The sequence below is a fragment of the Streptomyces sp. NPDC050528 genome, from assembly GCF_044457795.1.
Classification (GTDB): Bacteria; Actinomycetota; Actinomycetes; order Streptomycetales; family Streptomycetaceae; genus Streptomyces.
Genome location: NZ_JBITHH010000018.1, coordinates 1 through 12,271 on the forward strand (window position 1 = coordinate 1; position 12,271 = coordinate 12,271).

Consider the following 12,271-nt stretch of genomic DNA (forward strand, 5'->3'; position numbering starts at 1 on the left):
CCGTTACGACAAGAGGGCCTACGTCTTCCACGGCACCGTCACCACCGCAGCCATCAGACTATGGCTCCGGCCCTGATCCGCCGGACAGAACCTAGGGGCGCGGGGAACTGCGCGACAAGCCCCCACCGGGCCCGCACCCGAAATCCCTAGGGCAGGGAGTCGGCGCCGGCGTCGACGTCGCTCACCGCATCGGTCAGCGCGGTTCGTGCCAGGGCTCGTAGCCAGATGTGCGCGGGGTCGGTGTCGTAGCGCTGATGCCATGACAGGTACACCGAGGCCGGTGGAAGGTCGAGCGGGAGGGGGAGCAGGACCATGCCGAGGTCCGCGGCGGCCGAACGTGCCGTGGCCTCGGGCGCGGTGACGACGAGGTCGGAGCCCCGCGCGAACTCGAACGCGGCGCTTTCCGTGGGCGCGGTGACCACCACCCGCCGCGTGAGATCGAGGCGCGCGAGAGCGTCGTCGAGGATGTTCGCGAGCCTGCCGCGCCGCGAGACGCTGATGTGATCCGCCGCGGCGTACCGCGCGGCGGTGACGCTCTTCACGCGGGTGAGCGGATGCCCCCGCCGTACGACGACGACCTGCCGCGTCTCGGCCACCCGGTCGGCGTGGATCTCGGGCGCGGTCGGGCGACCGGCGTCCGCCGCGAGGTCGACCTCGCCGCGCCGCAACTCCGGTGTGTCGACGCTCGATTCCGCGATGAACCGCAGCCGCACCCCGGGTGCCTGCTCGCGCACGGCGGCCAGCAGCGCGGGCCCGCCGAGGGCGACCAACGCGTCGTGCCAGCGGAGCGTAAAGGTGCGTTCGAGTGTCGCGAGGTCGAGTTCACGGCTCGGCGCCAGCACCCCCCGGACCTGCTGGAGCAGATCGTGCACCTGTTCCCGCACGGCGATCGCGTACGGCGTCGGGGTCATCGTGCGTCCGGTGCGCACCAGGATCTGATCCCCCGTCGTACGCCGGATCCGGCCCAGGCTGCGGCTCATCGCGGGGGCGGTGACATGCAGGCGATCGGCGGCGCCGGCCACGCTGCCCTCCTCCAGCAGAGCGTCGAGCGCGGCGAGCAGATTCAGATCCAGTTGCATGGGAGTCATCCTAGCCGTGCTTTACATGCACTTGATGTTAACGATGGCCTCTCCTACCTTCGAACTACGGGCACGAACGAACGAGGTTCTCGCCCGGTCGACCTCAATCCCCCACCTCCAACTCCCAACTCCCAACCCCCAATCCCCGCAGTTCAGACAGGAGTACCGCCATGCCCGCATCGATCCAGGACCCCGCCACCACCTCCGACGCCGACCTGCTCGCAGGGACCGAGAGCGCCGTACGTACGGCGGGTGCGGTGCTGCGGGAACGCTTCGGGGACGTCGTCCCCCACCGGACCTTCGACGAACTGATGCGTGCGCTCGCCGCCAACGACGACGCGGTCCTCGACATCCTGCGCCCCCGCCTCACGGCCCTGCGCCCGGACGCCCGCTGGGTGGAGGAGGAGCTGGACGGCGGCGCTCTCCCGGCCGGCGAATGGTGGGTGGTGGACCCGGCCGAAGGCAACGTCAACCATCTGCACGGCCTGCCGGACTGGGCGGTGACCGCGACCCTCGTACGGGACAACCGGCCGGTGCTCACCGTGGTCCACCTGCCGCTGACCGGTGAGACGTACACCGCGCTCGCGGGCGCCGGCGCCCACCTCGACGGTCGGCCACTGCACGTGTCCCGGACCCCGGAACTCGGTCTGAGCATCGTGGCCACGAGCCAGGCCAGGCCGGACGAGGACGAGAAGGTCGTACGGCGCGTCGGGGCCTCGATCACCGAGATGCTCGTCGACGCCCTCGTGGTGCGGACGTCCGTGCCCGCCACCCTGCACCTGCTGAACGTGGCCGCCGGCCGGATCGAGGTCTTCTGGCAGTTCGCCGGAGCCCGCGCGGACCTGCTTCCCGGGGTCCTGCTCGTCACCGAGGCCGGCGGACGGATCTCCGACGCCGAGGGCCGCCCCTGGACTCCGGAGAGCGAGAGCTTCCTGGCCGCCGCACCCGACGTGCACGCCGACGCGGTCGCCACGCTGTCCCGCCAGCCCATTCACCAGTGAGCACTGATCGCTTTCGAGAAACAGAAGGACCGGATCGACATGAGTGACATGAGTGACATCACCATTCTCGGCGGCGGCCGCGTCGGCGGCGGCCTGGCCACCGCCCTCACCCGGGCCGGACACAAGGTGACCGTGCCGCCCCGCTCCCCGGACGCCACCGCGGACGCCGTACGAACGGCGCGCATCGTCATCAACGCCACCCCCGGCGCGGGCTCGCTGGAACGGCTCGCCGCGCTGCGCGCGGAACTGCGGGGCAAGATCCTCGTGGATGTCTCCAACGCCACCGTCGACGGACCGGACGGACTGCCCGCCGACCTGCTCTACCCGGGTTCGAGTCTCGCGGAGCGGCTTCAGGAGGCGCTGCCCGAGACACACGTAGTCAAGACGCTCAACACGATGCTCCACTCGGTGATGACCGATCCTTCCTCGCTCGCCCAGCCGCCCACCGCGTTCCTCTCCGGCGCGGACCCGGAGGCCAAGCAGGTCGTCCGCGGGCTTCTCGTGGACCTCGGGTGGCGACAGGAGTGGATCACGGACCTCGGCGGGATCGAGACGGCCCGGGCGACCGAGGGCGCGATCCTGTTCGTACCGCATGTCATCCGGTCCAGCGGATTCGCCCCTTTCGCGATCTCGATAGCCCGCTGACCAGCCGTTCCAGCGGGACCGCCACTCAGGTCGGCGTCAGCGCAAACCCCCTGCTTCCCCCACGGCGCCGCACCCGAAAATCCGCAAGGTGCTAAAGCTCAAATCGCCCCAAGCGCCAACCCCCTAGGGGCGCGGGGAACTGCGCGACAAGCCCCCACCGGACCCGCACCCGACAGACCGCCAGCGGGCCATGCCATCGGGAATCCCATACCGGCCAAGTGAATCGTCAGTGGCCGACCACCCCCACCCCGCCTACTGTCGAAGACACCGCACAGACCCCACGCCACCCCTCCCTGGAGACCCCATGTCGAAGATCCTCTTCGTACTGACCGGCGCCGACCACCTCACCCTCGCCGACGGCACCCGGCACCCCACCGGCTACTGGGCCGAGGAGGTCGTCACCCCGTACGAGGCGTTCAAGGCGGCCGGTCACGAGATCGTCGTCGCCACGCCCGGCGGTGTCGTACCGCCGGTGGACCGCGGCAGCCTCGCCCCGGACTTCAACGGCGGCCAGGAGAACGCCGACCGGGTCGCGGGCGTCCTCGCGTCGGCCCCAGAGTTCCAGCACCCGGTGAAGCTGACCGAGGTCGACCTCGCCGACTACGCCGCCGTCTACTACCCCGGCGGCCACGGCCCGATGGAGGACCTCGCCGTCGACGCCGACTCCGGCCAGCTCCTCACCCACGCCCTCGCCTCCGGCAAGCCCCTCGGTGTCGTCTGCCACGGCTCGGCCGCGCTCCTCACGGCCACCAAGGACGACGGTACGAACGCCTTCGCCGGGCGCCGTCTCACCGGGTTCACCAACGCCGAGGAGACCCAGGGAGGTCTCGCCGCCAAGGTGAAGTGGCTGCTCCAGGACCGGCTCGTGGCACTCGGCGCCGACTTCCAGGAGGGCGAGCCCTGGGCCCCGTACGTCGTGGTCGACGGCAACCTCGTCTCCGGCCAGAACCCGGCGTCCTCCGCCCCCGTCGCCGACGAGCTGCTCAAGAAGCTCGGCTGACCGGTCGCGGCTGGTCAATTCCGTCGCGGACACCGTCGTACGACTGCTACGGTCCCCCGCATGAAGCGCGCCAAGCCGTACCCGTCCTTCTGGACGACAACGCCGGAGACTGTCCCGGCGCGCTGACTGCTGAACCGAGTCGAAGCCCCGGGGCGAGTGCCCCGGGGCTTTGTCGTCGCCGGATTCCTCGCCCCACCCCTACCGCGAGGAGCCCCGCCATGTACGACCACCGCCGCCTCGGCCGCGAACTCGACCTCTTCGACACCGACCCCCTGATGGGCGCGGGCCTGCCGTACTGGCTCCCCGACGGTGCGGTCGTCCGGCACGAACTGGAGGAGTACGTACGGGAGTTGGAGAGCGCCGCCGGCTACCGGCACGTGTACTCGCCCGTCCTCGGCAAGCGCGAGCTGTACGAGATCTCCGGCCACTGGTCCCACTACAGCGACGACATGTTCCCGCCGATGCAACTGGGCGGCGAGGAAGTCGTGCTGAGGCCCAGCCTCTGTCCCCACCACGCCCTCATCTATCGGTCCCGCTCCCACAGTTACCGCGAACTCCCCCTCCGCATCGCCGAGTTGGGTGCCATGTACCGCTCCGAACTCTCCGGCGTCCTCGGCGGCCTGACCCGCGTCCGTGCCATCCAGCTCAACGACGCCCATATCTTCTGCACCCTGGACCAGGCCGTCGAGGAGGCCCGCGCCGCCCTCGCCCTCATCACCCGCGCCTACGCCGACCTCGGCATCCGCGCCGCCCGCCACCGCCTCTCGTTGCCGGGCGAGGGCGGCAAGTACGTTGCGGATCCGGCCCTTTGGCAGCGGGCCACCGCCCTGCTCCGCGAGGTCCTCGACGACTCCGGGATCCCCTACGAGTCCGCCGAGGGCGAAGCCGCCTTCTACGGCCCGAAGATCGACGTCCAGATCGTCGACCCGGCCGGCCGCGAAGCCACCCTCTCCACCGTCCAGATCGACTTCCACCAGCCCGAACGCTTCGACCTGCACTACATCGGCCCCGACGGCGCGAAACACCGGCCGGTGATGGTGCACCGCAGCGTCATCGGGAGCGTGGAACGGGCCGTGGCGCACCTGCTGGAGGAGCACGGCGGGGCGTTTCCGGCGTGGCTGGCGCCCGTGCAGCTGGTCGTCCTGCCGGTGTCGGAGGCGCAGGCCGGGCCCGCGTACGACCTCGTGCAGCGGGCCCTCGCCCAGGGACTCCGCGCCGAGGTCTCCGTCGAGGGCAGCCTCGGTGCCCGTGTCCGAGCCGCCCGACTCGCCCCGTACCAGGCGGTGATCGGCGAACGGGAAGCCGCCGACGACCTGGTCGCCGTACGACTGCGGGACGGCCGGCGGATCGAGCCGCTGGCGCCCGGCGACCTGCTGCACCACATCGGCGCCCGGGTCGAGGCGCGCGGCACCGCGTTGTGGGCGGATGCGTAAGGTCACCCTTGAACGGCCTTGATCCACCCCGATCCACCCCGATCGAACCGGATCGAACCTGATCCACCCTGAACTCCTTGATCCGCCTTGATCCGCCGAACCGTTCCCGAGAGGAGCCTGACGTGACCGGTCAGCCCATCCCCGTGATCATCGACTGCGACACGGGGGTCGACGACGCCCTGGCGCTGCTGTTCGCCGTCCGCCACCCGGGCCTTGACCTGCGCGCGGTCACCTGTGTCGCCGGGAACACGGACGTCGACCAGGTCGTACGGAACACGCTGATCGTCCTGGACCACGCGGGTGCCGGTGACATCCCGGTCGCGCGGGGTGCGGCCCGGCCGCTGATCGAGCCGGCGCGTTCGGCCGCGCACGTCCACGGGCAGGACGGCATGGGCGACATGGGGCTGCCCGACTCCACGCGCAGGCCGGTCGACATGGACGCGGTGACCCTGCTGCGCCGCGAGATCCTGGCCTCCCCCCGCCCGGTCACGCTCATCCCGACCGCGCCCCTGACGAACATCGCGCTGTTGCTGCGTACGTTCCCGGAGGTCACCCGCAACATCGAGCGGATCGTGTTCATGGGCGGCGCGGTGGCGGTCGGGAACGCCACGCCGGTCGCGGAGTTCAACGTGTGGCACGACCCGGAGGCGGCCGCGATCCTGCTCACCGCCGGGGTGCCGATCACGATGTACGGGCTGGACGTCTTCGAGCGGGTCCAGGTCCCGGCCGCCGACGTGCGGCGGCTGCGGGAGAGTTCGGAACCCCGGCTGAAGCTCGCCGGCGACCTGCTCGCCCACCGCGACCCGGCCGCGTCCGGCGACCCCACCCCCACCGGCGGCCTCGGCGACGCGGGCGCGGTCTGCGCGGTTGCCGACCCGGACGGTCTCACCACACGCCTCCTCCCCGTCGAGGTCTCCCTCGCTCCGGGACCGGGCCGAGGACAGACGATCGTCGACCGGCGCCCGCGGCACGGCGAGTCCGAGATCCACGACGGCGCGCGTGAACAGGCCCTGGTGGACGTGGGGTTGGACGTGGATGTGGAGCGGTACGTGAAGCTGTGGCTGGAGACGGTCGAGGGGTAGGCAGGAAAGGCGGTAGGGGTACGACGACGGGCGCCGGGCCGGGAACCTGTCCCCGCCCGGCGCCTCAACCACCGCCTGTCGACCGGAGGTTACGAGTGCGAAGCGCGCCGACGACGAGTGGCGACGACGATCGCCGCGCCGCCCGCGAGCAGCACCGCCGCCCCGCCGACCAGCACGCCGGTGTTGCTGCCGCCGCCGGTCTCGGCGAGGTCACCGCCGCCACCGCCGTTGGGCGAGGGCGCCGCCGGAGGAGTGCTCGACTCGGAGTCGGACGGGGTCGGGGTGGCGGACTCCGGGGTCGACTCGGAGGCGCTCGGGGTCGGGGTCGAGGAGTCCGAGGCGGGCGGGGTGGACTCCGGGGCCGACGGGGGGACCGAGGCCGGGGCCGAGGGGGACGGGGGCTGGGACTCGGTGGTCGAGCAGTCCTTCGTGCCGCCGTTCCAGGCCGCGATCAGCTTGTCCTTGATGACCGTGTGGTCGGGGCCCTTGGGCAGGTCGCCGTGGACGAGGCCGTCGCCGGCGGCGGGGTTGCCGTCGAACTTGACCGCACCCCGGTAGAGGTCGATCTGCGCGAAGCAGCCCTCGTCCGGCACCGCGATGTCGAGCGAGTCCGTCTGGCCCTTCTTCACGGTCACCGTGTCGAAGTCGACGAAGACCTGCTGGCCGGAGGTGGCGAAGGTCGGGCCGTGGGCGATGTACGAGGCGAGCGAGGCCGTGCAGGTGGAGGCGTCACCGGCGGTGCGGACCTTGATGTGGATCTTGCCGTCGTCGGTGGGCTTCAGGTTCTGGTCGTCGACCTTGACGGAGGGGAAGAAGTCCGTGCCGTTCAGCGAGAACTGGCAGCCCTCGGTCTCGGTGACCGTGCCGGCGCCGGAGCCGGGCCGGTAGTGGCCACCGGACTCCCAGCCGTCACCGCCACCGCCGTGGGCATAGGCACCGGAGGCGGCGCCGACGGAGGCTGCGGCGAGGGCGAGGGAGGCGGCGCCCGTCCCCAACAGGCGACGCACAGTGACACGACTCGCTATGGACATACTTATCCCATCTTGGCCTGGCAAGGAGTGGAGGAGCTGAGCAGCGAAGGAAGAAACACCGGGCTCATTGGTCACATGCGCCACAGCGTGTGCACATCGTGGGTCCACCGGAAGATGACTGTCAACTTCCGTCAGCGCAGCGGGAATTCATAAGGAGACCACGTGACCGACCTGTCCTCCCGTGACCCGGACTGGTGGCGGCAAGCCGTCGTCTACCAGGTCTATCCGCGCAGTTTCGCCGACGCCGACGGCGACGGACTCGGGGACCTCAAGGGCGTCACCCAGCGCCTCGGTCACCTCGCCGCGCTCGGCGTGGACGCGCTCTGGCTCAGCCCGTTCTACCCGTCCGAACTCGCCGACGGCGGCTACGACGTCGCCGACTACCGTGACGTCGACCCCCGCCTGGGCACGCTCGACGACTTCGACGCGATGGTCGCCGAGGCGCACCGGCTCGGTCTGAAGGTCATGGTCGACATCGTGCCCAACCACACGTCCCGGCTGCATAGTTGGTTCCAGGAGGCGCTCGCCGGCGCGCCCGGTTCCGCCGCCCGCGACCGCTACGTCTTCCGGGACGGGCGGGGCAAGGACGGTCAACTCCCGCCCACCGACTGGCCGTCGGTGTTCGGCGGCAGCGCATGGCGCCAACTCCCCGACGGACAGTGGTACTTGCACCTCTTCACGCCCGAACAGCCCGACCTGAACTGGGACAACGAGGAGGTCCGGGAGGACTTCCGCACCACGCTCCGCTTCTGGTCCGACCGAGGCGTCGACGGTTTCCGGGTCGACGTCGCCCACGCCCTGGCGAAGGACCTCAGCGAACCGCTGCGCGACGTGGGCCCCGTCGCGGCGAACGCCGAGGGCGTCCTCGACTCGTTCCCGCCCGGCAGCCACCCCTACTACGACCGCGACGAGGTCCACGCGATCTACCGCGACTGGCGGCGTACGGTCCTCGACACCTACACCCCGCCCCGCATGGCGGTCGCCGAGGCCTGGGTACCGTCCGCCCGCCGCGCCCTGTACGCCCGCCCGGACGAACTCGGCCAGGCCTTCAACTTCGAGTATCTGGAGGCGGGTTGGGACGCGGACGAACTCCGTGAGGTGATCACCGGCTCGCTCGCCACGGCCCGCGCGGCAGGCGCCTCGGCGACCTGGGTCCTGTCCAACCACGACGTCGTACGCCACGCCTCGCGCCTGATGCTGCCACCGGGCACGGACCCCAACACCTGGCTCCTGTCGAACGGCCACACACCACCGGTCGACACGGCGGCGGCCCTGCGCAGGGCCCGCGCCGCGACGTTGCTGATGCTGGCGCTGCCCGGTTCGTCGTACGTCTACCAGGGCGAGGAACTCGGTCTGCCCGAGGTCGCCGACCTGCCCGTCGAGGTCCTCCAGGACCCGATCTGGGAACAGCAGGGCCACACGCACAAGGGCCGCGACGGCTGCCGGGTACCGCTCCCCTGGACGTCGACCGGTCCGTCGTACGGCTTCGGGCCGGGGCCCGCGTGGCTGCCGCAGCCGGCGAGTTTCGCGTCGTACGCCGTGGAGGCACAGGACGGGACGGAGGGCTCGACGCTGGAGCTCTACCGCACCGCGCTCCGCCTGCGCCGCAAGCTGCTGGACGGGGAGGAGCTGACCTGGGCCCCGGACAGCCCGCCCGGGGTGCTGCACTTCGCGCGCTCCGACGGCTGGCGGTGTGTCACCAACCTGTCGGACGGGCCGGTCGCCCTGCCGCCGGGGGAGGTGCTGCTGAGCAGCGAACCGGCGGCAGGGGAAGGGCAGTTGGGATCCTTGGCACTCCCGGGACTCCCGGCACCCTCGGCACTCTTGGCGCCGGACACGACCGTGTGGCTGGGGGCGTAGCGCGCTCGGTGGCGCACTCACCCCACGGTCGGGGTCTGGCTGGCGCTGGGTGACGCCTCGCCCGGGAGGACCGGCGGCTGGGTGGTGCTGTTCACCGGCGGGGTGAGCACCACCTCCGGCTGGCCCGCGGGGGGCGGCGGCGGGGTCAGGTCCACGGCAGGCAGCTTCGGCGGAGTCGTTTCCTGGAACAGAACCTGGCTGAAGTTGACCAGTCCGGTGTCCTCCATCACGGTGATGTGGTCCAGAACCGTCGCGTTGGCCTGGTTGGCCAGGACCCGCACCAGGGTGTTCTCGGTCGTTCCGCGGATCTTCGCGATGGTGGCGAAGATCGAACCGTGCGTCACCCGCAGGATGTTGGCGAAGTCCGTGTCGAACTGCTTGCCGCTGTCCCCGTTCAGGGTGTTGATGAACCCCTGCTGCTGCGGGCTGGGCTGGTTCGGGATCGTGATGTTGAGCATGGGGGCGATCTTGCGGACGGTGGAGTCCAGCGCCGCGTGCCCGTCGATCAGGTGCTTGCTCGCGGTGATGACCGCCGGGCTCGCCCCCTTCTTCAGTCCCATCTGGCCGACGGGGTACTCCCACAGCCCTGCCGCGCGCACCTTGACCACGAAGTCGCGGTCGGCCTCGGTCAGCGGCCCCCACTGCGTGTTGGCGATCACGCGAGCGGGAGCGCTGGAGACCGTGGTCACGCCCAGCATTGCCGGATAGGCCAGGGCGACGAGGGTCAGGCTGAGGGCGCCGCCCACAACCATCGTTCCCGTCGCGTTCCGCGAAAAGCGCACCGTACCTCCTGTGTCGTGGACCGCCCGTCGGCGGTACGGACAGTCAGAAGTACGGATCCGGGAAGCGCGCGAAGTCTTTGGTTTTGGTAAAGCCCGAGTGGGGCGCGTCACAAGTGACGGACAGCAACTCCGGTTGCCGCTGCGGTCGTCGGGGCTGTCGTGCCGGGGTACTGGCCGGATGGATTGCGAGGAATGCGCACTCTTTCCCCGTCCGTCCGACCGTCCGTCCGTCCGAGCGCAGGCAGCGACCGCACAGCGGCACTCCTGTCTCCGCCGGCCGACCGCCCGGACCTGACGGCCACCCTCCGCACCCACCTGGAACAACGCCAGGACCGCAGAGCCACGGCCCGAGTACGACCTGGGCACACCGCGGGATACGGCACTGGCGTTGGCGGCACTGCTCCTCGGCTCGCGTCAGGCGAACTGACCGGGCTGGTAGTCGCCGGCGGGCATCGTGAGCATGACGTTCATCCGGTTGAAGCTGTTGATGAGGGCGATCAGCGAGACGAGCGCCATGAGCTGCTCCTCGTCGTAGTGCTTGGCGGCGTTCGCCCACACGTCGTCCGACACCCCGCCGGCCGCGTCCGCGATCCGGGTCCCCTCCTCGGCCAGCTCCAACGCGGCGCGCTCGGCATCGCTGAACACGGTCGCCTCACGCCAGGCGGCGACGAGGTTGAGCCGGACGGATGTCTCCCCGGCGGCGGCCGCGTCCTTGCTGTGCATGTCGGTGCAGAACCCGCACCCGTTGATCTGGCTCGCCCGCAGCTTCACCAGCTCCTGTGTGGCACGCGGCAGCGACGAGTCGTCGATGACCTTGCCCGCGGCGATGAAGTGCTTCAGCGCCTTACCGGCGAGCGGACTGCCGAAGGGGTTCAGTCGAGCACCCATGGTGGGCTCCTCTGTTCTGTCGTGGCTGGTGGTTACACAGCACTGACGGAACGGGGGCGCGGGAATGTGACAAGGGTGGGTGTGACCTGGGTCTCGCGCTTAGTGGCGGAGGTGGAGGGTGCCGGTGTGTATTGCCTGGAGGAGGTGGGTGAGGGGGACGGGGGTGGTGGTGAGGTGAGTGGAGGGGGCGTCGGATTCGCGGAGGCGGATCGTGGTGGGGGTTGCGGCGAGTTCGACGCAATCGTTGCCCTCGCCGCCGCCGGAGTAGGACGACTTCTGCCAGTGGAGGGTGCGGTTCATGGTGTGACTCGCAGCTCCTGTGTCAGGGGTGCTGGGGAAGGGTGCCGGTGCGTATCGCTTGCAGCAGGTGGGTGAGGGGGGCAGGGGTGGTGGTCAGCAGGGTGGTAGGCATGTCCGATTCGCGGAGATGGATTGCGGTAGGGGCTGCGGCGAGTTCGACGCACTCGTTGCCTTCGGCCCCTCCCGAGAAGGACGACTTCTGCCAGCGCAGCTCGGTGGCCATGCCCTCGCCTCACAGTTCGTGCATCAGTTGATGGATGAAGTCCCGTGACGCGGTGGGAGTCAGGGACGCTTCCTCAACCTTACGAAAGAGCGCACGAGCCCGGTCGAGTTGGGCCTCCGCGTCCACGAACGCGCTTCCCTGCGGGGTGTCCCGGTGGACAGTGTCCAGTCGTGGCAGCGGTCCGCCGGCCCACATCAACGAGCTGTTGGCGCCGCCGAATCCGTCCGCCTCGAAGGGCACCACGCGCACCGAGACATTGGGGCGTTCCATCACGGTCGAGATCTCCGCCAGTTGGGCCCGGGCGAGCTTGCGGTCCCCCACCTTCACGCGGAGCACCGACTCATGAAGCACTGCCTCGTACTCGAAAGGCGCCTCGCGCTCCAGTACGACACGGCGGTGCAGGCGGTGTGCGACCCAGGAGTCCAGCTCACCGGGCGGCAGTTCGGGAACCATGTACGAGAAAACGGCCCGCGCGTAGTCCTCGGTCTGGAGTATCCCCGGCACGTGCGCTGTGCCGATCACTCGCAAGAACCGCGCGTGATGCTCAAGCTCCGACAAGTCCAGGAACGTGGCCGGAAGGATCCCCCGGTACTCCTCCCACCAACCTCGCGTACGGTCGGTCGCCAGATCAACGAGTGCATCGATCAACTCATTGTTCGCGCAGGCATAGTTGGCGGCGAGCCGCCGCAGCCGCTCCTCACTGACACCCGCGCGACCGGACTCGATCTGGCTCACCTGGATGGAGTTGACGCTCATCAACTCCGCCGCTTCGCGCCCTGTAATCCCGGCAGCCTCACGCAGCTTGCGCAGCTCAACACCCAACCGCATTTGTCGTGCCGTCGGCTGACTCCTCGGCGGCATGGACACCCCTTTCTCCAGTCACTCAAAGCCTGCCGTGGATCGGCAAGTTGCCGCATCCGAACATCGACCGAACTAGCGGATTAGGG

At 70.2% G+C, this 12,271-nt stretch carries 13 protein-coding genes; 6 read left to right on the top strand and 7 right to left on the bottom strand.

The genetic code is table 11. The features are described 5' to 3' along the window. Positions 1–146 precede the first annotated feature (146 nt). Positions 147–1,079: a LysR family transcriptional regulator gene (locus ACIBK4_RS44035; RefSeq protein WP_399004673.1), complete on the bottom strand. Its 933-nt coding sequence runs from the start codon at positions 1,077–1,079 to the stop codon at positions 147–149. Positions 1,080–1,249: 170 nt separating this feature from the next. On the opposite strand from ACIBK4_RS44035, the gene ACIBK4_RS44040 reads away from it, so the two are divergent. The 5 genes from ACIBK4_RS44040 (at position 1,250) to ACIBK4_RS44060 (ending at position 6,240) form a co-directional block, all read left to right on the top strand. After that, positions 1,250–2,080, top strand: coding sequence for an inositol monophosphatase family protein (locus ACIBK4_RS44040; RefSeq protein ID WP_399004675.1), 831 nt, complete (start codon positions 1,250–1,252; stop codon positions 2,078–2,080). Positions 2,081–2,128: 48 nt separating this feature from the next. Then, positions 2,129–2,725: an NADPH-dependent F420 reductase gene (locus ACIBK4_RS44045; protein WP_399005040.1), complete on the top strand. Its 597-nt coding sequence runs from the start codon at positions 2,129–2,131 to the stop codon at positions 2,723–2,725. 304 nt (positions 2,726–3,029) lie between these two features. Further along, positions 3,030–3,725: a type 1 glutamine amidotransferase domain-containing protein gene (locus tag ACIBK4_RS44050; protein WP_399004677.1), complete on the top strand. Its 696-nt coding sequence runs from the start codon at positions 3,030–3,032 to the stop codon at positions 3,723–3,725. 218 nt (positions 3,726–3,943) lie between these two features. After that, a complete protein-coding gene (thrS, locus tag ACIBK4_RS44055; protein ID WP_399004679.1) occupies positions 3,944–5,158 on the top strand; it encodes a threonine--tRNA ligase in 1,215 nt (404 codons plus the stop codon). Positions 5,159–5,280: 122 nt separating this feature from the next. Continuing rightward, entirely contained in the window at positions 5,281–6,240 is a 960-nt protein-coding gene (locus ACIBK4_RS44060; protein WP_399004681.1) for a nucleoside hydrolase, read from the top strand. Positions 6,241–6,329: 89 nt separating this feature from the next. On the opposite strand, the gene ACIBK4_RS44065 is transcribed toward ACIBK4_RS44060, so the two are convergent. Next, a complete protein-coding gene (locus tag ACIBK4_RS44065) occupies positions 6,330–7,271 on the bottom strand; it encodes an LAETG motif-containing sortase-dependent surface protein (RefSeq protein WP_399004683.1) in 942 nt (313 codons plus the stop codon). A gap of 162 nt (positions 7,272–7,433) precedes the next feature. Here ACIBK4_RS44065 and ACIBK4_RS44070 point away from each other — a divergent pair, with 162 nt between their 5' ends. Continuing rightward, complete coding sequence (locus tag ACIBK4_RS44070; RefSeq protein ID WP_399004685.1) at positions 7,434–9,131, top strand: glycoside hydrolase family 13 protein; 1,698 nt, start codon at positions 7,434–7,436, stop codon at positions 9,129–9,131. 17 nt (positions 9,132–9,148) lie between these two features. On the opposite strand, the gene ACIBK4_RS44075 is transcribed toward ACIBK4_RS44070, so the two are convergent. The 5 genes from ACIBK4_RS44075 to ACIBK4_RS44095 all read right to left on the bottom strand — a co-directional run bounded on the left by ACIBK4_RS44075 (position 9,149) and on the right by ACIBK4_RS44095 (position 12,185). Further along, a complete protein-coding gene (locus ACIBK4_RS44075) occupies positions 9,149–9,877 on the bottom strand; it encodes a DUF4142 domain-containing protein (protein WP_390167229.1) in 729 nt (242 codons plus the stop codon). 450 nt (positions 9,878–10,327) lie between these two features. Continuing rightward, positions 10,328–10,801, bottom strand: a complete 474-nt coding sequence (locus ACIBK4_RS44080; RefSeq protein ID WP_399004687.1) for a carboxymuconolactone decarboxylase family protein — start codon at positions 10,799–10,801, stop codon at positions 10,328–10,330. A gap of 99 nt (positions 10,802–10,900) precedes the next feature. Further along, the gene (locus ACIBK4_RS44085) at positions 10,901–11,101 is read right to left on the bottom strand and encodes a DUF397 domain-containing protein (protein WP_399004689.1); all 201 of its coding nucleotides are present in this window, start codon (positions 11,099–11,101) and stop codon (positions 10,901–10,903) included. Between the two features lie 22 nt (positions 11,102–11,123). After that, on the bottom strand, positions 11,124–11,324 hold the full coding sequence (locus ACIBK4_RS44090) for a DUF397 domain-containing protein (protein WP_399004691.1): 201 nt from the start codon (positions 11,322–11,324) through the stop codon (positions 11,124–11,126). A 9-nt stretch (positions 11,325–11,333) separates the two neighbouring features. Further along, a complete protein-coding gene (locus ACIBK4_RS44095; RefSeq protein WP_399004693.1) occupies positions 11,334–12,185 on the bottom strand; it encodes a helix-turn-helix domain-containing protein in 852 nt (283 codons plus the stop codon). Positions 12,186–12,271 lie beyond the last annotated feature (86 nt).

What these genes read in the sequence shown, in the direction of transcription:
- ACIBK4_RS44035 (WP_399004673.1), bottom strand. Translation starts at nt 1,079, where the DNA reads ATGCAACTGGATCTGAATCTGCTCGCCGCGCTCGACGCTCTGCTGGAG.
- ACIBK4_RS44040 (WP_399004675.1), top strand. Translation starts at nt 1,250, where the DNA reads ATGCCCGCATCGATCCAGGACCCCGCCACCACCTCCGACGCCGACCTG.
- ACIBK4_RS44045 (WP_399005040.1), top strand. Translation starts at nt 2,129, where the DNA reads ATGAGTGACATCACCATTCTCGGCGGCGGCCGCGTCGGCGGCGGCCTG.
- ACIBK4_RS44050 (WP_399004677.1), top strand. Translation starts at nt 3,030, where the DNA reads ATGTCGAAGATCCTCTTCGTACTGACCGGCGCCGACCACCTCACCCTC.
- thrS (WP_399004679.1), top strand. Translation starts at nt 3,944, where the DNA reads ATGTACGACCACCGCCGCCTCGGCCGCGAACTCGACCTCTTCGACACC.
- ACIBK4_RS44065 (WP_399004683.1), bottom strand. Translation starts at nt 7,271, where the DNA reads ATGTCCATAGCGAGTCGTGTCACTGTGCGTCGCCTGTTGGGGACGGGC.
- ACIBK4_RS44080 (WP_399004687.1), bottom strand. Translation starts at nt 10,801, where the DNA reads ATGGGTGCTCGACTGAACCCCTTCGGCAGTCCGCTCGCCGGTAAGGCG.
- ACIBK4_RS44085 (WP_399004689.1), bottom strand. Translation starts at nt 11,101, where the DNA reads ATGAACCGCACCCTCCACTGGCAGAAGTCGTCCTACTCCGGCGGCGGC.
- ACIBK4_RS44090 (WP_399004691.1), bottom strand. Translation starts at nt 11,324, where the DNA reads ATGGCCACCGAGCTGCGCTGGCAGAAGTCGTCCTTCTCGGGAGGGGCC.
- ACIBK4_RS44095 (WP_399004693.1), bottom strand. Translation starts at nt 12,185, where the DNA reads ATGCCGCCGAGGAGTCAGCCGACGGCACGACAAATGCGGTTGGGTGTT.